Genomic DNA, 22136 nt, shown 5'->3' with positions numbered 1-22136 from the left:
ACGCCCCGCGCTCCGACAGCGTGCCCCGGAGGGCGCACCTGCCGCGAAAACCGCCCCTCCGTAAGGGCGTTCAGGGGCGCCTTGCCGCCCGTGTGAGATGGACGCTCATATTCCGCGACTAGATTGCCTCCTGGCACCTCAGCGGCCGCGCGCGTCACGGCCCTCACCCCGCCACAAACCTCACAACGTCACACGTAAAACGTCACGCCAGGAGGCGATCACGTGACCGCGAGCCCTTCTCCGCAGGAGTCGAACCCGCAGGACTCGGCCGACGCGGCCGACGCCGTACGGAACCGGATCAACACCGCGCAGCCGCACACGGCCCGCATCTGGAACTACTGGCTCGGCGGCAAGGACAACTACGCGGTCGACCGCGAGGCGGGCGACAGCATCCGTGAACTCCACCCGGGAATCGGCGACTACGCGCGCGCGGACCGCCTCTTCCTCGGCCGCGCGGTGCGGCACCTGGTGGCCGACTGCGGGGTGCGCCAGTTCCTCGACATCGGCACCGGACTGCCGACCGCGGACAACACCCACGAGGTGGCCCAGCGGATCGCTCCGGAGTCACGCATCGTCTACGTAGACAACGATCCGCTCGTCCTCACCCACGCGCGCGCCCTCCTGACGAGCTCCCCCGAGGGCCGGACGGACTACCTGGACGCCGACATGCGTGACGTCGAGGCCGTCCTGGAACACGCCTCCCAGACGCTGGACTTCAGCCGTCCGGTCGCGTTGATGCTCCTGGGAGTCGTGATCTTCATCGAGGACGACAAGGAGGCCCAGGGCCTCGTGCGCCGCATCATGGACGCGCTGCCCTCGGGGAGCTATCTCGTCCTGTCGCACACGATCACCAGCCCGGCGATGCCGGACGTCGACGCGGCGGTGGCCTTCTGGAACGAGCACGGCACTCCGAAGCTGACGCAGCGCACTCCGGAGCAGGTCGCCAAGTTCTTCGACGGCCTCGAACTGCTTGAGCCCGGCGTGGTCTCCTGCTCCCGGTGGCGCCCGGAGTCGACGGGGCTCGGCGAGCCGGACGAGGTGGCGATGTTCGGGGGCGTGGCCCGCAAGCACTGACGCGCGCCGCGCAGGTCACGCGCCGTCGACCGGTGAGAATTCGGTTTCGCCGGGGCGGTGCGGCCACGAAGAATGCCCCCATGACGACGCCCACCGATGAGCCCCACCAGCACGGCAAACTGCACGCCGGGGAGCCCGACATCGACGTACCGCTGGTCCGAAAGCTGCTCGCGGCCCAGCTCCCGCAGTGGGCGCACCTGCCCGTCGAGCAGTTCCCGTCGGCGGGGACCGTCAACGCGGTGTTCCGGCTCGGCGACGACATGGCCGTGCGCGTCCCCCGGATCGCCGGGGGCGCCGAGGACGTGGCCAAGGAGAGCCGCTGGCTGCCCTGGCTCGCGCCCCAGCTCCCGACGACGATCCCCAGCGTCCTTGGCCGCGGCGAGCCCGGCGAAGGGTATCCGTGGGTCTGGTCCGTCCACAGCTGGCTCGACGGCGAGAACCCGGCCGTCGGGGCGCTCACCACGCCCGACGCGCTCGCCGCGGACCTGGCCGCGTTCGTCACGGCCATGCGCCGCGCCGACCCGACGGACGCGCCGCCCGCCTATCGCGGGGCCCCGGTGGCGACGCAGGACGCCGAGACGCGTGCGGCGATCGAGGAGCTGCGACGGCTGGGACGGTCGGGGCCAGAGGACCAGCCGAGCCGACCGGATCACGCCGATCACGCCGATCACGCCGATCACGCCGATCACGCCGAAGCGAACACCACCCCCTCCCCCGCCGTCGACACCCGCATCGACCTCGACGCCGCCACCGCCGCCTGGGAGGCCACCCTCCGCACCCCCGAGTGGGACGCCCCGCCCGTCTGGGTCCACTCCGACCTCATGCCCGGCAACCTGCTGGTCCGCGACGGCCGCCTCCAGGCCGTGATCGACTTCGGTACGGCGGGCGTGGGCGACCCCGCCTGCGACCTGATCGTGGCGTGGAACCTGCTGCCCGCCGGCGCGCGTGAGACGTTCCGCGCCGCGACCGGCGCGGACGACGCGACCTGGGCGCGCGGGCGCGGCCGTGCGCTGTCCATGGCGCTCATCCAGCTGCCGTACTACGCCGTCACGAACCCGGCGCTCGCCGCCAACGCGCGCCATGTGATCCACGAGGTCCTGGCGGACCACGCGAGCGGCGCCTGACACCGGCGCCCCTACCCGGACCGGCACGGCCGCCAAGCGCCACGCCCGCACCGCCACAGCCGGGCGCCCCCGCCCGCACAAGCACCGCCCTCCCTGGCCAGCACGCCGCGTGAGGTGGCAGGATCGCGCCCATGTTCGCGGCCCTCCACCTCAGCCGGCGCCGGGCCCTGCAGGCCTCGGCGGCGGCCCTCGTGGTGTTCGGGCTGCTCCTGTGGTGGCTGCTCCCGGTGGGCGAGAGTTCGCCGCAGGGCCGGATGACCTTCAGTACGGGAGTGAAGGGCGCCGTCTACGAGACGTACGGGAAGCTGCTGCGCAACGCCGCCGCGGACGACATGCCGGACGTCGACATCGATCTCCTCAACAGCGAGGGCTCGCAGGAGAACGTCGAGCGCGTCGCGACGGGCCAGGCCGACTTCACCATCGCGGCGGCCGACGCCGTGGAGAAGTACCGCCTGGAGGACCGGCCCGGCGCGGACCGGCTGCAGGGCTGCGCACGGCTGTACGACGACTACGTACAGCTCGTCGTGCGGCGCTCCTCCAAGATCGAGGAGGCCAAGGACCTGCGCGGCCGACGCGTCGCCGTGGGGCAGCCGCGCTCGGGCGTGCGGCTGATCGCCGACCGGGTGCTCAAGGCCGCGGGGCTGCGGCTCGACAAGGACATCACGGCGCTGCCCGCGGGCATAGACACCGCCCCCGACCTGCTGCAGAGCGGCGACATCGACGCGTTCTTCTGGTCAGGCGGGCTGCCCACCAGCTCGGTGCGGGAGCTGTCCGAGGGCCTCGCCATCCGCCTCGTACCGCTCGGCGACCTCGTCAAGGCGCTGCACAAGCAGGGCGGCGCGTCCCGCTACTACCGCGCCGCCACCATGCCGGCCGACGCCTACCCGCAGGCCCAGCAGAGCGCGTCCGTGCCGACCCTGGCCGTGGCGAACCTCCTGGTGACCACCGACCGGGCCGACCCGGAGCTGACGGAGGGGCTGACCCGGACCGTCATCGACAGCCGGGACCACATCGGCGCGCAGGTGCACGCGGCGCAGCTGGTCGACCTGCGCACCGCCCTGTACACCGACCCCCTGACCCTGCACGAGGGCGCGCGACGCTACTACCGCTCGGTCAAACCCTGAGGCACCGCTCAGCCACCCCCGATCCCCCCGCCCGGCTCCGCTCCGGGGCCCTGCTTCCGCACCGGCTCCGCCCCCTCCGGCGCCTGCCGCGGAATGCCCACCGTCACCTTCAGGCCCCGCGGTTCATGGCGTTCGTACGCCATCGTGCCGCCGCCCGCCGCGAGCAGGGCCCGCGAGATCGACAGGCCGAGGCCCGAGCCCTTGACGTTCTGGTGGCGGTTGCTGCGCCAGAAGCGGTCGCCGATGCGGGACAGTTCGTCCTCGGCGAGGCCAGGGCCGCCGTCGGTGATGACGATGGTGGTCCTGGAGTCGGCGGCGGCGACCCGCACCCGCACCTCGGCTCCCTCCGGTGTGAACTTCAGGGCGTTGTCGATCACCGCGTCCAGGGCGCTGGACAGGGCGATCGGGTCCGCCCAGCCGGTTGTCGCCGGGCACTCCCCGGCCAGCCGCACGCCCCGCTCCTCGGCGAGCGGCCGCCAGGCGGCGACGCGCTCGGCCGCCAGCTCGCCGATGTCGGTGAGCTGGAGATCCGCCGCCGCGTGTTCCGCGAGCGCCAGGTCGAGCAGGTCGTCGAGGACCTGCGCGAGGCGCTTGCCTTCGGTGCGCACCGAGGCGATCTCCTCGTTGCCCTCGGGCAGTTCGAGGGCCAGGAGCTCGATGCGGAGCAGCAGGGCGGACAGCGGGTTGCGCAGTTGGTGCGAGGCGTCGGCGACGAAGGCGCGCTGCTGCTCGAGGACGTCTTCGACGTTGTCCGCCATCTCGTTGAACGACCGGGCCAGGCGTCTTAGTTCCGGCGGACCGCCGGCGGCCGCGACGCGGGAGGCGAGGCGCCCGGTGGCGATGTCGTGGGTGGTGGCGTCGAGGACCCGCACCGGGCGCAGGACCCAGCCGGTGAGGCGCAGCGCGGCGCCGACCGCGAGGAGCATGGCGGCGGACTCGCCCGCGCCGATGAGCAGCCAGCCGTGCAGGGTCTTCGCGCGCATGCGCCCGGTGGGCGAGTCCGTGACGACGACGGCCACGACGTCGCCGTCGCGGATCACCGGTGAGGCGACGACGATCCGTCCGCCCTCGTTCCAAGGCCACACCTGGGGCGGGTTGTGGCTGCCGCGGGAGCGCAGGGCCTCCTCGAAGGCGTCGCTGACGCCCCCGCCGCCGGTGGGCAGGTACCAGTCGCCGGGGGCGTGTGCCATGGGGAAGCGGTCGCGGAAGAACACGCCCGCCTTGATGCCGTACACCTCGTGGTAGTAGTCGAGTTCCTTCTGCAGGGTCTCGCGCCGCTCGTCCTTGTCGCGCACCCGTGAGCCGGAGGGGCGCTGGGTGACGAACTGCGCGAGCGCGGCGAAGCGCGCCGTGTCGTCGATGCGGTCGACGACCACCTTCTGCTGCTGTGCCGACGCCACGCTGACCGCGAGCGGGAAGCCCAGGGCGAGCAGCACGCCGGCCATGAGGACGATGAGGAGCGGAAGGAGGCGGGCGCGCACCTGTGCCCGCTACGACGCCGGGGCGACGAGCCGGTAGCCGACTCCGCGCACGGTCTCGATCAGGGCGGGCATGTGCAGCTTGGCGCGCAGGGACGCCACGTGCACCTCCAGCGTGCGCCCCGTGCCCTCCCAGCTCGTGCGCCACACCTCGCTGATGATCTGCTCGCGCCGGAAGACGACTCCCGGGCGCTGGGCGAGCAGCGCGAGCAGGTCGAACTCCTTGCGGGTCAGCTGGACCACGTCGCCGTCCACGCTGACCTGCCGGGTGGGCAGCTCGATGCGGACGCTGCCGAGCCGCAGCTCGGTGTCGGCGGACTTCTTCGCGGCACCGGCCGAGGGGCGGCGGATGACGGCGTGAATGCGGGCGATGAGTTCCCCGGTGTCGTACGGCTTCACTACGTAGTCGTCGGCTCCGAGGTTGAGGCCGTGGATGCGGGAGCGGACGTCGGCGCGGGCGGTGACCATGATGACGGGGATGGAGGTGCGCTTGCGGATCTTTCCGCAGACCTCGTAGCCGTCCTGGTCGGGCAGGCCGAGATCGAGGAGTACGACTCCGAAGGGCGCCGCTTCGCCGGGCAGCAGGGCCTGCAGTGCCTCCTCGCCGCTGCGGGCGTGGGTGACGGCGAAGCCGTGCCGGGCCAGGACCGCGGACAGGGCGGCGGCCACGTGGTCGTCGTCCTCGACGAGCAGCAGTCTCATGCGGTCTCCCCCCAGCCCATCGGCCCCCCACTCGTTCATCGATCGTTCCGTTCCCGCTCACGCGGTCCCGCATGTGTGTTCGCGGCCGTCGCGCACGCGCGCGTGCGCGCGGATTTCAAGCGGCATACGGGCGCACGAAAGCACCCAAGGCATCCACGCCGATGGATAAGGACCGCGTCAAGGCCCTTAGGGTCACGGACACGTTCCGTTATGCACCCGGTACGCAGCCGGGGCGCCCCCTTCACACGGAGTGTCCGGTTGCGGCCGGATCGTTATGCTCAATTTCCCCTCAGATGTAATGACGCTGGTCGCACCGGGTTACTACTGTCCTCCCAACCCGAGGAGGATGGAGCAACAAGCCGTGACCGAAGTATCGGTGACCAAGGACGCCAAGCCCGCGGCGGACGACCTTGTCGTGCTGAAGGGTGTCAACAAGCACTTCGGCGCCCTGCACGTCCTCCAGGACATCGACCTGACCATCACCCGTGGTGAGGTCGTGGTCGTGATCGGCCCCTCCGGGTCGGGCAAGTCGACGCTGTGCCGCACCATCAACCGCCTGGAGACCATCGATGCGGGAGCGATCTCGATCGACGGCAAGCCGCTGCCCCAGGAGGGCAAGGAACTGGCCCGGCTCCGCGCGGACGTGGGCATGGTCTTCCAGTCCTTCAATCTCTTCGCGCACAAGACCGTGCTCGAGAACGTGATGCTGGGCCAGACCAAGGTGCGCAGGACGCCCAAGGCGGAGGCGGAGGAGAAGGCCCGCGCCCTGCTCGACCGGGTGGGTGTCGGCTCCCAGGCCGACAAGTACCCCGCGCAGCTCTCCGGCGGCCAGCAGCAACGCGTCGCGATCGCCCGCGCGTTGGCGATGGGACCCAAGGTGATGCTCTTCGACGAGCCCACCTCGGCCCTCGACCCCGAGATGATCAACGAGGTCCTCGAGGTCATGCAGCAGCTCGCCCGGGACGGCATGACCATGGTCGTCGTCACGCACGAGATGGGCTTCGCCCGCTCGGCGGCCAACCGTGTCGTCTTCATGGCGGACGGCCGGATCGTCGAGGAGGCCGTACCGGACCAGTTCTTCAACAATCCGCGCAGCGACCGCGCCAAGGACTTCCTTTCGAAGATCCTGCATCACTGACGCGCACCCGCGTGCGGCCCGTCGGCACGGCCCGTGCGCCGACGGCATCGGGGCCGCCGGGGACGCCACCTTCGATGCCAGGACGCACCACAGCGTCTCCCCCAACCTCCGCCGAAACAAAGGATGTCCACCATGAAGGTTCGCAAGTCCGCCGCCGCGGCGGCGGTGATCGCCGCTCTCGCCCTGACCGCCACCGCCTGCGGCGGTGACTCCGGGACCGCCGGTGACAAGCCGAAGGGCGGCGCCGGTGGCAAGAACCAGCCGAAGCTGCCCACGTACACGGTCGCCAAGGACGTCAAGATCGACTCGCCGACCCTGAAGAAGGCGCAGAAGGACGGCGAGATCGTCTTCGGCGCCAAGAACGACCAGCCGTTCCTCGGCTTCGAGGACACCGACGGCAAGCGCTCCGGCTTCGACATCGAGATCGCCAAGATGGTGGCGGCCGACCTCGGCTTCCCCGCGAACAAGGTCAAGTTCGAGACGATCGACTCGAACGTGCGGGAGACGGCCATCTCCAAGGGCCAGGTCGACCTCTACGTAGGCACGTACACGATCAACGACGAGCGCAAGAAGCAGGTCGGGTTCGCCGGACCGTACTTCCTGGCCGGTGCCGACCTGCTCGTCCGCAAGGACGAGAAGGGCATCACGGGTCCGAAGTCCGTCAAGGGCAAGACGGTCTGCTCCATCAAGGGCTCCACGCCGCTGCAGGAGATCAAGAAGTCCAAGTACGGCGCCAAGACCGTCGAGCTGTCCAAGTACTCCGAGTGCGTTCAGCAGCTTCTGAACAAGGAGGTCGACGCCGTCACCACCGACGACGCGATCCTCAAGGGCTACGCCGCCCAGCGCCCGGAGAAGCTGAAGGTCGTCGGCGACCCCTTCACCAAGGAGCCGTACGGCGTCGGCATGAACAAGGACGACAAGGCCCTGCGGGACGCCGTCGCCGACGCCCTCGAGGCGCACCAGAAGAACGGTGACTACAAGAAGGCGTACGACGCGACCCTCGGCCTGTCCGGCTCCCCGTACCAGGAGCCCCCGGCCCTCGAGCGCTACTGACACCTCCGTTCGATCCACCGGCACTGAGCGTCGCGCCCTGTGGGTGCCGTCACGGCACGCGCAGGGCGCGGCAGCTCCGCCCGACAGCAGCCGCCGCTAGGACATCTCCGTGAATGTTTTGCTCGATCATCTCCCGGAATTCCGGGAGGGGTTCATAGGAACCATCCTGCTGACCCTGGCCAGCGGAGCCCTGGCGATGGTGCTGGGGATCGTGATCGCCGGGTTCCGCGTGTCCCCCGTGCCCCCGCTGCGCTTCTTCGGCGCGGCCTGGGTCACGCTCTTCCGGAACACCCCGCTCACGGTGCTCTTCCTCGTGGCGTGGTTCGTCGTTCCCGTGATCTTCATGCCGGGTCTCAGCCCCTGGGCCAAGGCGCTGATCGCGCTCGGCTTCTACACCTCGGCGTTCGTCTGCGAGGCCATCAGGTCCGGCATCAACACGGTGCCCCTGGGCCAGGCGGAGGCCGCCCGCTCCATCGGCATGACGTTCTTCCAGACCCTGCGTCTGATCGTCCTGCCGCAGGCCACCCGCACGGTGATCCCTCCGCTCAGCTCGATCTTCATCGCCCTGACGAAGAACTCCGCCATCGCGGGCGCGTTCAGCGTGACGGAGCTGTTCGGCGTGCAGAAGCTGCTCAGCGACAAGGGCTTCGACATCGCCTGGATCTTCCTCTGGGTGGCCATCGGCTACCTGATCATCACCTTCACCATCAGCGGTCTCTTCCGGCTGCTTGAGCGCCGCTTGGGGGTCGCGCGATGAGTGCGAGCGTCCTGTACGACGCGCCGGGACCGAAGGCCCGTCTGCGCAACCGGATCTACACGGTCATCGGCTCGCTCGCCGTGCTCGGCCTGATCGTCTTCGCGATCTTCCGACTGCACGACAAGGGCCAGCTGGAGCCCGAGGTCTGGGACATCTTCAACAACGCGGGCGTGCGGAACAAGATCCGCGACGGCCTCCTGAGCACCCTCAAGGTGTTCGCCCTCGCGGGAGTCCTCTCGCTCGCCCTCGGCCTGCTGCTCTCGGTCGGCCGGCTCTCGGACCACCGGGCGATCCGCTGGTTCGCCACGGGCTTCATCGAGCTGTTCCGCGCCGTCCCGCTGCTGATCACCATCTACGCGCTGTGGGTGCTGATCCTCACCTACCAGAACGACCTGGGTGTGATCGGCGAGAACAGCTCCTTCTGGGCTCTGGTCATCGGCCTCACCGTGTACAACGGCTGCGTCCAGGCCGAGGTGTTCCGCGCGGGCGTCAACGCCGTGCCACGCGGTCAGGTCGAGGCCGGTTACGCGCTCGGTCTGCGCAAGTCGCAGGTCATGATCACCCTGCAGATGCCCCAGGCGATCCGCGCCATGCTGCCGACGGTCATCAGCCAGCTGGTGGTGACGCTGAAGGACACGTCCCTCGGCTACATCATCACGTACGACGAGCTGCTCTTCGCCGCCCGCACGATGGCGAACAACATCATCGTCAACGGCGAGAACCCGATCACCCCCGTGGTCATCGTGGTCGGCGCCATCTACATCGTGATGTGTCTGGCCCTCTCGTCCCTCGCCACGTGGATCGAGCGGCGCGGCAGCCGGGCGAAGACGGGCATCAGGGTGGCGGCCGCCGCGGAGCCCGCCGAGGCCCCGCAGGTGCTCGACAAGCCCGTGTCGCCCGTCGTCCCGCCGACGGCGGACAGCGTGGCCGTGGCGGAGGAATCGGCCTCTACGGAGAGGGCGACTTCCGCGGAAGGGACGACGTCCACGGACGGTACGGCTGACGGTACGGCCCCGACCGACGGCGGTGCCTCCGAGCCGCCGGAGGACACCCCGCCCCCGGACCTCAAGAAGTAGCGTTCGCGCACGCACACCGCGATGGCCCGCCGGAACACCGGCGGGCCATCGCCGTTCCGGTGCGCCGCCCAGTCTCCCGACGGGGTACGCCCCGAGCGTCCGCTTGACGGGGTGCCATGCAGTCTGTTGCATACGTTCTGTGATCGTGCACCGGGCTCCAACTGCCATTTCCTGTACGTACGTCCAGCGCCCCCGGACCGTCCTGGCAGGAGGCCGCGCGCCGTGGACCCGGTGATCGTCGTCGGCGCGGGTCCCGTCGGCCTCACCCTCGCCCTGGCTCTCGCACGTCACTCCGTCCCCACCGTCGTCCTCGACGAAGGACCCGGCAAGGACGAGCAGCGCCCCGCGCGGACCGCTGTCCTGCGCGAGGACACCACGGCGCTCGTCGAACGGCTCACCGGGCACTCCTTCGGCGACGTGGAGACCGGCGCGCGCTGGATCGGATGGCGTTCGATGCGCCGCAAGCAGGTGATGCGCGAGCTCACGTTCAGTGACGAGCTGCCCTCTCCACTGCACGTCCCGCAGCACGAGCTGACCGGCGCGCTGCGGGCCGCCATCGCCGACGAACGCCTCGTCAAGGTCGCCGTGGAGAGCAAGCTCGACGCCCTGGAGCAGGACGCCTCCGGGCTCACCGCCCACACGCGGGGCCTCAAGGACACCTGGTGGCGTGGCAGTTATCTGGTGGGGTGCGACGGGCCCCGCTCGACGGTGCGCAAGCTGCTCGACGTCCGCTTCCCGGGGCGCACGGCGGTGGAGCGGCACGCGGTCGCCGCGCTGCGCACGGAACTTCCGTGGCCCGGCCAGGCGTTGTTGCACCGGAGCCCTCCTTGGCGCGGTGGCGGTGCCGAGGTGACGGGACGTCCGCTGGCCGACGGCGCGTGGCGGATCGACTGGCTCCTGCCGCCGCGCGGCGAGCTGGTGACACCCGACGTCCTCGTGACCCGCATCCGCGAGACGCTCGCCGGCTGGTGCGGCGGCGCCACACCGGCGTACGAACTGCTCGACACCGGCGTCCACACCGTCCACCACCGCCTCGCCCGCCGGTGGCGGGTCGGCCGCGCCTTCCTGGCCGGGGACGCCGCGCACCTGCTCGGCGCGCTCGGCACCCACGGCCTGGACGAGGGCCTGCGCGACGCGGACAACCTCGCCTGGAAGCTGGCCCTCGCCTGGCACCACGGCTCGCGCGAGGCCCTGCTCGACAGCTATCAGGCCGAGCGCCGCGGCGCCGTCTCCGGTCGGCTGCGCGCCGCCGACCAGGCGCTGCCCGCACTGCGCGGCGGCAAGGGCCTGCGGGCGTACGTCCCCGGGACCGCGCGCGGGCAGGACGCCCTGCTCATGGACGGCCACGTGGGCAACGGACAGCTGGGCGGCCCCGGCAGGTACGCCGACTCGCCGCTGGCCCCGGAGAGTTCGGACTCCGTCGTGGCGGTGGACACGGAACCGGGCAGTCCGGTCACCGATGTGGGCGTGACCGCGCCCGACGGCACCTTCGTCCGGCTGCGGGACCGGCTCGGCCGCGGCCATCTGCTCGTCGTTCTTGTGGCGCCGGGCACCGTCGTGTGGGAGCGGCGGCACTGGGTGACGGCCGGGATCATGCCCCGGCTCGCCGCCGCGGTCACCGCGCTCCCCCACCCCGCAGAACTCCTCGTCGCGGAGGCCTACCCGGGCGCCGCGGCGCACAGCGTCCTTCTCGTACGCCCCGACGGCCATCTGGTCACCGCGCTCAGCGGGGTCCGTCCGGCGGAGCTGTACGCGGCGGCCGAGGCGGCGCTGGGGGAGGGGGCGCTGGGCGAAGCGGCGGGCAAGGGTGGTGCGGGCGGGAGGGGTGCGGATTCCCGCTCCGGTTCGGGTCCCGGTTCGGGTCCTGGTTCAGGTCCCGGTTCCGGCCCCGGTCCCGGCGAGGCGTCCGACGCCTCACCCGAGCACACGTCCGACTCCGGGTCCGACGCGCCCTCCCGGGCCCCGTCCAACACCCCCTCCAAAGCCTCCTCCAAGCCTCCCTCCAACGCTCCGACCAGCGGAAAGCGCGGTCCCAAGAAGCCCGGTGGTTCATCCTGAGATCACCGACCGACCGGATGCTGAACATGAGTTGACCGTCTCCCGGCCGCATGGTCTACTCCGGACCATGACCGACACCGCTGTTCGCCTGTGGCGGAGGGTCCATATGGACCTCGTCCGCTATGCGGGCTGCGTGTGTCGGCCGTCCTGCTGAATTCGCCATTCCCCTTTCCGCGCATGCCGTACGTCGGCGTGCGCTTCCGCGAACTCACTGGACGGACCCCATGTCTGCCTCCGTACCGGCCTCTGCTCCCGTACCCGCCGCGCTGCCCACGCCCGCCCGGCCGACGGCGAAGCCCACCTCGGCCGAGCTCCTCGACTTCGTGCGCCGCGCCGCGGCCGACACCGACCTCATCGCCTCGCTGCCCCTGGACGCGGAGGGCCGCACCTGGGTCCGCCTCGAAGGCCCCCAGGGCAGCGAGGCCTGGCTGATCGGCTGGCCGCCCGGCACCGGCACCGGCTGGCACGACCACGCCGAGTCGGTGGGCGCGTTCACCACCGCCGCGGGCACCCTCAAGGAGAACTCGCTCGCCGCCCGCCTGCCCACCGACGGCTGGAAGACCCTGGAACTCACCGAGGGCGTCGACCGCGAACGCCGCCTCGCCACCGGACAGGGCCGGGCCTTCGGCCGCAACCACGTGCACGAGGTGCTCAACGAGTCCACGGACCAGCACGCCATCTCCGTGCACGCCTACTACCCCCCGCTCCCACAGATCCGCCGCTACAGCCGCACCGGCGCAGTGCTGCGCCTCGAGCACGTCGAGCGCCCGGAGGACTGGCAGTGAGCGCGGGCCTGGAAGTGAACGGCGTCCCCGGAGTCCCGGCGGAACAGCACCCCTCCGGAGAACCCCAGTCCCCCGTGGGCATCGACGAGTTGCTGGAGCGGGTACGGCGCGGGCTCGACCGGGTCACCCCTGAACAGGCGCACGACATCGCTGACTCCGGCGGTCTGCTCGTCGACACCCGGTACGCGGAGCTGCGCGAGCGGGACGGCCTGATCCCCGGCGCCCTCGTCGTCGAACGCAACGAACTGGAGTGGCGCCTCGACCCCCAGGGCAGCCACCGCGCCCCCGAGGCCACCAGCCACGAACTGCGGGTCGTGGTGTTCTGCAACGAGGGCTACGCGTCGAGCCTCGCGGCCGCCTCCCTGCGGCAGTTGGGGCTGCGACACGCGACGGACCTCATCGGCGGGTTCCAGGCGTGGAAGGCGGCGGGGCTACCGGTCGAGCAGGCCGCGCAAGGGTAACGAGTAAGCGAGTAAAACGAGTAAGCGAGTAAGGGGCGTCCGCAGTGGCGGACGCCCCTTACTCGCTTAGTACTCCCTCAGTGCGTACGCCGCTTACTCCCTGGCTGTCGCGAGCGTGACCGGGCGCGGCTTCAGGGCGGCCCGGCCGGGCAGTGCCGTCGCCGTCAGGGCGAGCAGGCCGGCGACGCCGACCACCGCCGCGAGGACGAGGGGCAGGACGGCCGGCGCCGCGGCGCCGGTCATGCCGACGCTGAAGCCGGTCAGGACGGCGAGGGCGATGCCACTGCCGAGCACGGTCGCGAGGAGCAGGACGGCGAGTGCCTCGGTGCGCAGCATCCGCAGGACCTGGCGGCGCGTCGCCCCGGCGAGGCGGAGCAGCGCGAACTCCCGGGCGCGTTCGGAGATCGACATGGCGAACGTGTTGACGACGGCGATCGCGGTGAAGGCCAGGATCAGACCCATGGCCACGTGGTTCGCCTCGGCGTTCGCCTGCCCGCGCTCGGCCTGGAGGGTGCCGACCGCGGAGGGTGACTGGACCTGTACGTTCGGGAACTTCGTGAGGGCCTTCGCGAGTTGATCCTTCGTACGGTCGGTCTTGACGAGGACCGTGGCGGCGAGCGGGTTGTCGACGTGGCGGGCGACCAGTTCGTGGGCCATGGTCAGATCGCCGAAGCCGAGCCCGCGCGCGTAGACGGCGGTGACCTTCAGGGTCGTCGGGGTGCCGTCGCCGAGGGTGAGCTTGAGGCTGCTGCCGGGCCGCACGCCGAGCTGGTCGGCGGCGACCTCGCTGAGGGCGACGTCGCCCGCGCCGAAGGACGTCAGCGAGCCCGCGGTGACGTCCGGGTCCCAAGTGCGCCCGAGGCCCGCCGGGGTCACGCCCTGCGCCGGGTACTTGTCGAGGCCGACGCGGACGGTCGTGCGGACGACCTCGGTGACGGCGTCGACGCCCGCGGCCGTCCGCAGCTGCCCGGCGGCCTGCCCGGGCACGCCCGGCCCCCGCGCGGTCAGGACCCAGTCCGCGCGGACGCCGTCGCGGGCCTGGGCGGTGGCGGCGGCGTCGAGGGTGGGCTGGACGAACAGGACAGTGCAGGTCATGCCGATGAGCAGGACGAGGGGGGTGACGGCTGCGGCCATGCGGGCGGCGTTTCCGCGCAGGTTGGCGTGCGCGAGGCGGCCGCCGGGTCCGGTCGTGCGCAGCGGGAGGCGGAGGAGAGCGGCGGCCGCCTTCACGGTGAACGGCCCGAGCAGGGCGACGGAGGTGGCGAGGACCACAACGGCCAGGAAGGTGACGGGAGTCGAGGCGGGTTCGGTGCGCAGGCTGCCGAGGACGACGACGAGGACGATCCCTCCGGCGAGGAGGGCGAGGCCTGCCCCGATGCGGGCCCAGGACGGCCTTGCGGGCTCGACGCGGGCCTCGGCGAGGGCTTCGCCCGGGCGGATCCGCACGATGCGGCGCGCGGAGAGGCGGGCGGCGGCCCAGGCGCCCAGGAGCGTCGCGGCGAAGGCGGCGAGCAGCGGAAAGGGGCTGACGACACGGTCGAGGGTCGCCGGGACGGCGCCGCGGGACACGAACTCGTCGTACAGCAGGCCGCCGAGCGGGATTCCGGCGAGCGCGCCGAGCGCTCCCCCGGCCGCTCCGACGATGAGCGCCTCACGGCCGAGCAGACGGCGGATCTGCTTGGGGCTCGCGGCGATGGCGCGCAGCAGGGCCAGTTCGCGGTGGCGCTGCTGGATGGAGAGCGCGAAGGTGCCGACGACCACGAGGACGGCGACGAGCAGGGATGTGCCGCCCATCGCGCCGCCGATGCTGACCAGGCGCACCCGGGCGCCCGCGGCGTCGAGGAACTCGACCGGCCCCCGGTCACCACCGGTGCTGACCTGCGCAGTCGTGCCGCTGAGCGTCTTCTTGACGGCGGCCTTGAGCTGGTCGGCGGAGGTGCCGTCGGCCGGTACGACACCCACGGCGGTGACCTTGCCCGGGTGGGCGGCGAGCCGCTGGGCCTCCTGGGTGGAGAAGAACAGCGCGGTCTGGTGTGCGAGCGCGCCGTCGCCACTGTCGTCGCCACGGCCGGGAGTGGCGATGCCCGTGACGCGGTACGTGCGCGGGGCCTGCGTCGACTGCACGGTGAGGCGGTCGCCGGGCTGGAGTCCGGCGCGGTCGGCGAGGCCACGGTCGATGACGAGGTCGGTGTCGGCGCGCGGTACCCGGCCTTCGGCGATCCTGAAGGGCGTGAGGGCGGCCGACGTCCAGGCGTGGCCGTACGCGGGGCGGTTCGCGTCGCGCGCCCCCGGGGGCGTCAACGGCTCTGCCAGAAAGGTCAGTTCGGGCACCACCTTGCCGACGCCGGGGACGCCCTTGAGCCGTTGCGTGACACTGTCCGACAGCCAGGCCCGCTCGGCTATCGGCTTGGCCTTGTGCTTGACCTTGGTCTTGCCCTTCTTGTGCTTGACCGTCGTCTTGTGGACGTTCTGGTCCGCGGAGACGATCACGGGGGCGGCGGCGTAGCGCTCGGTGCGGATGGTGCCGCGCAGGCCTGTCTCCAGGAGCGTGCCGCAGGCCGTGATGAGCGCTGCGGCGCACATCAACGCGACGAACGCGCCGAGGAATCCGCCTTTGCGGTCCCTGATCGTCTGCAGTGCGTAGCTCAGCATCATGGCGTCTGGGGACCTTTGCGGTTGTCGGCGGCCTCGTCGGTCACCGGGGTCGGGAAGGCGAGGAAGCGGGTGAGCACCGTGCGCGCGCCGGACGGGGTGTCGGCTTCGGGGCGCTTGTAGCGGTTGAGGAGCGCGATGTACTCCTCGAAGAACTCACGGAGTTCGGCCACCGTCAGGCGCATCGTGCCGCGCGAGTACGGGAAGGCGTCGGCCCATTCGCCGGCGTCGTCGGCGTCGGTCTCCTGCTGGAGCCGGGCGAAGAGTTCGAGGTCGGCGGCGTACGCGTGGTGGTTCAGCTCGTCCATGACGAGCCGCGTCTCGGCGCTCTGCCGACTGCGGGGCGGGAAGCGCCGGTCGCCGGGGATCATGCGCCACCAGCGCTCCCGCCCGTGCCCGGGGCCCGGTGTCTCCTCGACGAAGCCGTAGCGCGCCAGTTCGCGGAGGTGGTAGCTGGTGGCCCCGGTGTTGAGGCCGAGGGCGCGCGCCAGCGTCGCGGAGGTGGCGGGGCCGTGCAGGGTGAGGTGCTGGAGCATCTGCTGCCGCCGGGGCTGCGCGAGCGCCTTGAGCACCTGGAGGTCGTCGAGCTCCTGCGGTGCGGGCGGGAGGTGGCTGCTCGCGGGGGTGCCGCCCGCCGACGCCTCGGCGGGGGTGCCGCTCTTCGGTGCCCCGACCTGCGCGCTGCTCTCCGGAACCCCGGCGGGGGCGCCGTCCTGGGAGGCACTGCCCTCGCCGGGCACGGCGTCGTCGTCAGTCGTGCTCTCGTCCTGAGCCATGCGTACACAGTCGCCTGTGCACAGGTATCTGTGCACTGAGGCGGCCAGGCATGTTCAGGGTGGGGACAACCCCACCTTCCGGCCGGGATACCAGGTCAGTACGCCTCGTACCCCAGGTCGTCCGTGTCCTCCCCCTCTTCCTCCAGGGCCTGGCGCACGACGCGGAGCGCCATGCCCTCCGCGTACCCCTTGCGGGCGAGCATGCCGGCGAGGCGGCGGAGTCTCTTGTCCCGGTCGAGGCCGCGGGTGGAGCGGAGCTTGCGGGCGACGAGCTCGCGGGCGGTCGCTTCTTCCTGGTCCGCGTCCAACTGCCCGACGGCCTCGTCGATCACAGCCGAGTCCACGCCCTTGGTGCGCAGCTCCCGCGCGAGCGCCCGCCGCGCCAGGCCCCGGCCGTGGTGCCGGGACTCGACCCAGGCGTCCGCGAAGGCCTCGTCGTTGATGAGGCCGACCTCTTCGAAGCGGGACAGCACTTCCTCCGCCACGTCGTCGGGGATCTCCCGCTTGCGCAACGCGTCGGCGAGCTGTTTGCGCGTGCGCGGGGTCCCGGTGAGCAGGCGCAGGCAGATGGCCCGTGCCCGCTCAGCCGGGTCCCCCGTGGGCGGTTCCCCGTCCTCGGCCCTCGACGAGGACGGGGAACCGCTGTCCTGTTGGCCGCCGAAGCCGCCGCGCCGCCGACGGCCACCGGCGCGACCACCCCTGCCGCCACGACCGCCCCCGTACGGGCCGCCGCTCTCGTCGTCGCCCGGGAGTCCCGGGGCGACACCGGCCGGGGCGCGGCCGTCCGGGCCGACGGCCTCGGGGCGGCTTCGCCCCGCGGGGTCGGCGCGGTCCGCCCAGTCGGTTCGTCGCGTCATGGCCTAGCTCTTGGCCGCAGCGGCCTTGGACTTGGTGGCCTTGACCGCGGGGGCGGGCACGGTCTTGGCGGCGTCCTCCTCCGCGGGGGCCGCGCCGACCGCGGCGTCCGCGCCCGGCTCCGCCGGGGTCTCCGGGCGCACACCGACGCCCAGCTTCTCCTTGATCTTCTTCTCGATCTCGTTGGCGAGGTCGGGGTTGTCCTTGAGGAAGTTGCGGGCGTTCTCCTTGCCCTGGCCGAGCTGATCGCCCTCGTACGTGTACCAGGCGCCGGCCTTGCGGACGAAGCCGTGCTCCACGCCCATGTCGATCAGGCCGCCCTCGCGGCTGATGCCCTGGCCGTAGAGGATGTCGAACTCGGCCTGCTTGAAGGGGGGCGCGACCTTGTTCTTGACGACCTTGACGCGGGTGCGGTTGCCGACCGCGTCCGTGCCGTCCTTGAGGGTCTCGATGCGGCGGATGTCCATGCGCACGGAGGCGTAGAACTTCAGCGCGCGGCCACCGGTCGTGGTCTCCGGGGAGCCGAACATCACACCGATCTTCTCGCGGAGCTGGTTGATGAAGATCGCGGTGGTCTTGGACTGGTTGAGCGCGCTGGTGATCTTCCGGAGCGCCTGGCTCATCAGACGGGCCTGCAGACCCACGTGCGAGTCGCCCATCTCGCCCTCGATCTCCGCGCGCGGCACCAGGGCGGCGACGGAGTCGATGACGATCAGGTCGAGGGCGCCGGAGCGGACGAGCATGTCGACGATCTCGAGGGCCTGCTCGCCGTTGTCCGGCTGGGACAGGATGAGGTTGTCGATGTCGACGCCGAGCTTCTTGGCGTACTCCGGGTCGAGGGCGTGCTCGGCGTCCACGAAGGCCACCGCGCCGCCGGCCCGCTGGGCGTTGGCCACGGCGTGCAGGGTGAGGGTCGTCTTGCCGGAGGACTCCGGGCCGTACACCTCCACCACGCGGCCGCGGGGGATGCCGCCCACGCCGAGTGCGACGTCGAGCGCGGTCGACCCGGTGGGGATGACCTCGATGGGCTCGTTCGGCCGCTCGCCCATGCGCATCACTGCGCCCTTGCCGAATTGCCGTTCAATCTGTGCGAGCGCGGCGTCGAGCGCCTTCTCGCGGTCGGTTCCTGCCATGGGTTCCACCCGATTTGCTTGAGTCGATCGCTTCACGTCAAAGACGCTAACGCCTGCCACTGACAATGCGCCCCGACGCCCGCCCGGCCTGTGGATAACTCCGGGCGATCCGCCCTCCTCGAGCCACCGGCGCGGCCCGGGGATCCCCCCGTGAACCCCCGGGAACGCGCCACCAGAACCCCTATATGAATGGATGTTCGATTTTACTGTCAAGCGCACCACGCGGCACCCTGCGAGCTTCATCTCGACCTCCCGCTTGACATGCAGCCAATTGGCTGCCCATCATGAAAAGGCAGCCACCTGGCTGCATGACTGGGGGTGGCAGACATGGACGCGGTGTTCAAGGCACTGGCCGACCCCAGTCGCCGTCGGCTGCTGGACCGGCTCCGGGACCGCAACGGGCAGACCCTGCGGGAGCTGTGCGCCGGACTGGACATGGCCCGGCAGTCGGTCAGCAAGCACCTGGCCGTGCTGGAGGCGGCCGAGCTGGTGACCACGGTGCGGCAGGGGCGGGAGAAGCTGCACTACTTGAACGCCGCTCCGATCAACGCCATCGCGGAGCGATGGATCAGCCGATTCGACCGCGAGCGGGTCAACGCGCTCGCGGACCTGAAGAGAGCCCTGGAGCAACCTCCCATGGACAACAAGACCTTCGTCTACACGACCTACATCCGCACGACCCCCGAACGGCTCTGGCAGGCCCTGACCGACCCGGCCTTCACCGACCGCTACTGGGGCGTGAGCTTCACGACCGACTGGGCCGAGGGATCCCCCATGGCCTGGACCGAGTCCGACGGCAGCGTCACCGAACACCCCGAGCAGATCGTCCTCGCCCACGAACCCCACAGCCGACTGTCCTACACCTGGCACACCTTCACCCCGCAGTGGGCCAAGGCCAACGGCGTCAGCGAGGAGACACGCGCCCAGCTCGCCGCGGAGCGCCGCTCCCAGGTCACCTTCGACCTCGAGCCGCACGGCGATCAGGTCAAGCTGACCGTGACCCACGAATTCGACCCCGCCGGCGTGCTGCACTCGATGTGCAGCCAGGGCTGGCCGGCCATCCTCTCCAGCCTGAAGAGCCTCCTGGAGACGGGCGAACCGCTCGCCGACGCACACGAGGGCTGACTCCGTAGTTCGACGGCACAGACAGGACCGCGCCCCCCTCGGCCCGACAGCCCGCCCGGTGTTCCCGGAGGGCTGTCGGCAGCCTGTCGGCGCCGACGGACGAACCATCGCCAGGGTGTCGGCAGCGGCTGTGACGGTGAAAGCGTCGATGCCGCCCGCGTGAGCGGCACCCGAGCGCGAGGAGCCGCTGTGCACCAGCCCTGGGACGTCCACGTCCTGCCGTCCGCCCCGGGACGGACCTTCCTGATCACCGGGGGCAACGCCGGTATCGGCTACTTCGTGGCGGAGCAGCTCGCCGCGACCGGAGCCCGGATCGTGCTCGGCAGCCGGGACCCGCGGAAGGCCGAGGCCGCCATGGCCTCGATCCGCTCGTACGTCCCCGGGGCCCGCCTGCACCACCTGCCGCTGGACCTGGCCGAACCGGCGTCCCTGAAGTCCGCCGTGGACGCGTGGGACATCGACCGCCTGGACGCGGTGGTCCACAACGCCGGGATCGCGCTGGACGATCCACCGCGTCGCGAGAACAGGCACGGCCACGAGCTGATGTTCGCCACCAACCACCTCGGCCACTTCGCGCTGACCGGATGGCTCGCACCGCTGCTCACCGCGGCACCGACGGGCCGTGTCGTGACGGTCGGCAGTTTCGCGGCCCGGTCCGAACGCCTCGACCCGGCCGATCTGCAGTGCGCCCACGACTACCGGCCGAAGCGCGCCTACGGCCGCTCGAAGCTGGCGCAGATGGCCTTCGGCTTCGAGCTCGACCGCCGCCTGCGCGCCGTCGGCAGCCCGGTACGCAGTGTGGTGGCCCATCCCGGGGGCGCGCTGGACGCCCTGACGCCTTCCCGGCCGCCGGTGCACTCCCGGAGCGTCGGCGAGCGGCTGCGCGGCCTGCCCGCCGGGCTGCTGGTCCAGGGCAAGGACGCGGGAGCGTGGCCCCTCGTGCGGGCCGCCCTGGACCCGGACGTGCGCGGAGGGCAGCTGTGGGGGCCGAGCGTCTTCGGCCTGCGCGGCAGGCCCCGCCTTGAGCCGGTACCGCCGCACATGGCCGATCCCGCGGTCGCGGACCGGCTGTGGGCGGCCAGTCGCGACCTCGTGGGCGTCGACCCGGGCCTCGGCCTGACGTAGCCGCGCTCCGCTACCGCGCGTCGGGCGGCGTCTCGTCCCCGGGCCCCGACACCAGACGCCGCACGCGCGCGAGGAGGGACGATCCGTCGCGGCGACGGTGCCCGTGCACACGCGGGTCGTCCATGACGTCGTACCGCTTCACGTACGCCCCCAGGAAGGCCTGGAGCGTCGCGACCGCCGGGATGGCGACCAGGGCGCCGACCGCGCCGAGGAGCGCCGTGCCGGCGATGACCGACCCGAAGGCGACCGCCGGGTGGATGTCCACGCTCTTGGCGGTGAGCTTGGGCTGCAGGACGTAGTTCTCGAACTGCTGGTAGATCACGACGAAGATCAGCACCCACAGCGCGTACCAGGGGTCCACGGTGAAGGCGATCAGCATCGGCAGGGCGCCCGCTAGATAGGTTCCGATCGTCGGGATGAACTGCGAGACCAGGCCGACCCACACCGCGAGCACGGGGGCGTAGGGCACTTCGAGTACTTGGAGCAGGATGTAGTGCGCGATCCCGGAGATCAGCGCCATCAGACCGCGGGAGTAGAGGTAGCCGCCGGTCTTGTTGACCGCGATCTCCCAGGCGCGCAGGACCTCGGCCTGCTTGGCGGGCGGCAGCACGGAGCACAGCGCGCGCCGCAGCCGGGGCCCGTCGGCGGCGAAGTAGAACGAGAACAGCAGGATCGTCAGGAGCTGGAAGAGACCGCCGAGCACCTGGGCGGAGACGTCCAGGACGCCGCTCGCGCTGTTCTGGACGTACTTCCGCAGCCAGTCGGAGTGGATGAGGCTGTCCTGGACCTCGACCCGGGACAGGTCCGTGTCGAAGGTCATGTTGATCCAGCGGATGACCTTGTCCAGATAGTCGGGGAAGTCCTCGACCATGTCGACGATCTGGCCCGCGAGCATGGATCCCATCATGGTGATGAAGCCCGCGCTCGCGATCAACACGCCCAGGAAGACGATGGCCGTGGCCAGGCCCCTGCGCAGTCCGCGGGCCGCCATCCAGCTCACGGCGGGCTCGACGGCGAGCGCCAGGAAGAACGCGATCAAGATATTGATCAACAGTCCGGTGAGCTGGTGGAAGGCCCAGCTGCCGAGCTGGAAACAGGCGACCAGAGCGAGCGCGAGCACCATGGCGCGCGGCAGCCAGCGCGGCATGCCGGTGCCACGGGCCTGCTCCGCCGAGGGGGGCTGGGCGGGCGGGGTGGTGCCGGGCGGTGCTGCCTCGGGGGTGATCTGTGCGGTCTCGTCTGTGGGTGCCACCGTGCCAGTCTCGCCCACGCCACGACCGTTCAGCCGCCGCCCCCGGATTTCATGGCCCTACGCGCGCGTGGAGTACGTCACCGCGTGCGTGCAGGCACGCCCTCCGCGACCGAGCTGCCCGGTGTCAGCGGTTTTCAGCCGGTACGTTCATGGCCGAGCACACCGCCTGCCACACGTCCTTCGCCTCCCAGCCCGCGTCAAGGGCCTGGTGCACCGTGCGCCCGCCGAGCTCCGTCATCACATGATCGCGCGCGAAGGTCTCGGCGTACCCCGCGCCGAAGTGAGCCGCCATCCGCTGCCAGAAGACCGTCAACCGCATGCGTCCAGTATCGCGCCCCTGAGAGTGCAGCCCCGCACAGAGGGCTTCCCCCAGCCGCGTTCCGCCCTA

General features: G+C 71.4%; 21 protein-coding genes. 13 read left to right on the top strand and 8 right to left on the bottom strand.

All coding sequences use genetic code 11. From position 1 onward, the window contains the following. The first annotated feature begins 297 nt into the window (after positions 1 to 297). The 3 genes from AB6L24_RS34500 (at position 298) to AB6L24_RS34490 (ending at position 3322) form a co-directional block, all read left to right on the top strand. Positions 298 to 1074, top strand: coding sequence for an SAM-dependent methyltransferase (locus AB6L24_RS34500; protein ID WP_405663532.1), 777 nt, complete (start codon positions 298 to 300; stop codon positions 1072 to 1074). Positions 1075 to 1154: 80 nt separating this feature from the next. Then, positions 1155 to 2198 carry an aminoglycoside phosphotransferase family protein gene (locus tag AB6L24_RS34495; protein ID WP_405661965.1) on the top strand — a complete coding sequence of 348 codons (1044 nt, stop codon included), beginning with the start codon at positions 1155 to 1157 and terminating at the stop codon, positions 2196 to 2198. A gap of 131 nt (positions 2199 to 2329) precedes the next feature. Beyond that, positions 2330 to 3322, top strand: coding sequence for a TAXI family TRAP transporter solute-binding subunit (locus AB6L24_RS34490; RefSeq protein WP_405661964.1), 993 nt, complete (start codon positions 2330 to 2332; stop codon positions 3320 to 3322). Between the two features lie 8 nt (positions 3323 to 3330). Here the strand turns inward: AB6L24_RS34490 and AB6L24_RS34485 are convergent, their stop codons facing one another. Both AB6L24_RS34485 and AB6L24_RS34480 read right to left on the bottom strand, forming a co-directional pair. Continuing rightward, the gene (locus tag AB6L24_RS34485; RefSeq protein WP_405661962.1) at positions 3331 to 4803 is read right to left on the bottom strand and encodes a sensor histidine kinase; all 1473 of its coding nucleotides are present in this window, start codon (positions 4801 to 4803) and stop codon (positions 3331 to 3333) included. Positions 4804 to 4812: 9 nt separating this feature from the next. After that, a complete protein-coding gene (locus AB6L24_RS34480; RefSeq protein WP_030362834.1) occupies positions 4813 to 5502 on the bottom strand; it encodes a response regulator transcription factor in 690 nt (229 codons plus the stop codon). A gap of 361 nt (positions 5503 to 5863) precedes the next feature. Between AB6L24_RS34480 and AB6L24_RS34475 the strand changes: the two genes are divergently transcribed. From AB6L24_RS34475 to AB6L24_RS34440, 8 genes are all read left to right on the top strand, one after another. Continuing rightward, positions 5864 to 6640, top strand: coding sequence for an amino acid ABC transporter ATP-binding protein (locus AB6L24_RS34475; RefSeq protein ID WP_405661959.1), 777 nt, complete (start codon positions 5864 to 5866; stop codon positions 6638 to 6640). 132 nt (positions 6641 to 6772) lie between these two features. Continuing rightward, positions 6773 to 7693: a glutamate ABC transporter substrate-binding protein gene (locus AB6L24_RS34470; RefSeq protein ID WP_380860123.1), complete on the top strand. Its 921-nt coding sequence runs from the start codon at positions 6773 to 6775 to the stop codon at positions 7691 to 7693. 109 nt (positions 7694 to 7802) lie between these two features. Beyond that, the gene (locus AB6L24_RS34465; RefSeq protein WP_405661957.1) at positions 7803 to 8450 is read left to right on the top strand and encodes an amino acid ABC transporter permease; all 648 of its coding nucleotides are present in this window, start codon (positions 7803 to 7805) and stop codon (positions 8448 to 8450) included. Further along, a complete protein-coding gene (locus AB6L24_RS34460) occupies positions 8447 to 9526 on the top strand; it encodes an amino acid ABC transporter permease (RefSeq protein WP_405661955.1) in 1080 nt (359 codons plus the stop codon). The genes AB6L24_RS34465 and AB6L24_RS34460 overlap by 4 nt, the downstream gene beginning before the upstream one ends. A 222-nt stretch (positions 9527 to 9748) precedes the next feature. Then, entirely contained in the window at positions 9749 to 11584 is a 1836-nt protein-coding gene (locus AB6L24_RS34455) for an FAD-dependent monooxygenase (protein ID WP_405661954.1), read from the top strand. 67 nt (positions 11585 to 11651) lie between these two features. Further along, positions 11652 to 11738 (top strand): putative leader peptide, encoded by an 87-nt coding sequence (locus tag AB6L24_RS34450; protein ID WP_346009348.1) that lies wholly within the window; start codon positions 11652 to 11654, stop codon positions 11736 to 11738. 70 nt (positions 11739 to 11808) lie between these two features. Continuing rightward, positions 11809 to 12369 (top strand): cysteine dioxygenase, encoded by a 561-nt coding sequence (locus AB6L24_RS34445; RefSeq protein ID WP_405661952.1) that lies wholly within the window; start codon positions 11809 to 11811, stop codon positions 12367 to 12369. After that, a complete protein-coding gene (locus AB6L24_RS34440; RefSeq protein ID WP_405661950.1) occupies positions 12366 to 12830 on the top strand; it encodes a rhodanese-like domain-containing protein in 465 nt (154 codons plus the stop codon). Before AB6L24_RS34445 ends, AB6L24_RS34440 begins: the two co-directional genes overlap by 4 nt. 93 nt (positions 12831 to 12923) lie before the next feature. Here AB6L24_RS34440 and AB6L24_RS34435 read toward each other — a convergent pair whose 3' ends face one another. From AB6L24_RS34435 to recA, 4 genes are all read right to left on the bottom strand, one after another. Next, entirely contained in the window at positions 12924 to 15485 is a 2562-nt protein-coding gene (locus AB6L24_RS34435; protein ID WP_405661948.1) for an FtsX-like permease family protein, read from the bottom strand. After that, positions 15482 to 16258: an ArsR/SmtB family transcription factor gene (locus AB6L24_RS34430; protein ID WP_405661945.1), complete on the bottom strand. Its 777-nt coding sequence runs from the start codon at positions 16256 to 16258 to the stop codon at positions 15482 to 15484. Before AB6L24_RS34430 ends, AB6L24_RS34435 begins: the two co-directional genes overlap by 4 nt. A 95-nt stretch (positions 16259 to 16353) precedes the next feature. Further along, the gene (gene recX, locus AB6L24_RS34425) at positions 16354 to 17115 is read right to left on the bottom strand and encodes a recombination regulator RecX (protein WP_405661943.1); all 762 of its coding nucleotides are present in this window, start codon (positions 17113 to 17115) and stop codon (positions 16354 to 16356) included. Positions 17116 to 17118: 3 nt separating this feature from the next. Continuing rightward, positions 17119 to 18246, bottom strand: coding sequence for a recombinase RecA (recA, locus tag AB6L24_RS34420; RefSeq protein ID WP_380860102.1), 1128 nt, complete (start codon positions 18244 to 18246; stop codon positions 17119 to 17121). Positions 18247 to 18573: 327 nt separating this feature from the next. Between recA and AB6L24_RS34415 the strand changes: the two genes are divergently transcribed. Together AB6L24_RS34415 and AB6L24_RS34410 are read left to right on the top strand one after the other, a co-directional pair. Continuing rightward, positions 18574 to 19371, top strand: a complete 798-nt coding sequence (locus AB6L24_RS34415; RefSeq protein ID WP_405661940.1) for an ArsR/SmtB family transcription factor — start codon at positions 18574 to 18576, stop codon at positions 19369 to 19371. A 189-nt stretch (positions 19372 to 19560) separates the two neighbouring features. Then, positions 19561 to 20496 (top strand): SDR family NAD(P)-dependent oxidoreductase, encoded by a 936-nt coding sequence (locus AB6L24_RS34410; protein ID WP_405661937.1) that lies wholly within the window; start codon positions 19561 to 19563, stop codon positions 20494 to 20496. A 10-nt stretch (positions 20497 to 20506) separates the two neighbouring features. Here the strand turns inward: AB6L24_RS34410 and AB6L24_RS34405 are convergent, their stop codons facing one another. Next, positions 20507 to 21748, bottom strand: a complete 1242-nt coding sequence (locus AB6L24_RS34405) for an AI-2E family transporter (RefSeq protein ID WP_405661934.1) — start codon at positions 21746 to 21748, stop codon at positions 20507 to 20509. Between the two features lie 124 nt (positions 21749 to 21872). Beyond that, the gene (locus AB6L24_RS34400) at positions 21873 to 22067 is read right to left on the bottom strand and encodes a DUF3046 domain-containing protein (RefSeq protein ID WP_405661932.1); all 195 of its coding nucleotides are present in this window, start codon (positions 22065 to 22067) and stop codon (positions 21873 to 21875) included. Positions 22068 to 22136: the final 69 nt, after the last annotated feature.

This window comes from Streptomyces sp. RK9 (assembly GCF_045070545.1).
Taxonomy (GTDB): domain Bacteria; phylum Actinomycetota; class Actinomycetes; order Streptomycetales; family Streptomycetaceae; genus Streptomyces; species Streptomyces alboflavus.
Note: the sequence above shows the minus strand (reverse complement) of the source record. Positions and strands in the feature narration are given on the sequence as shown.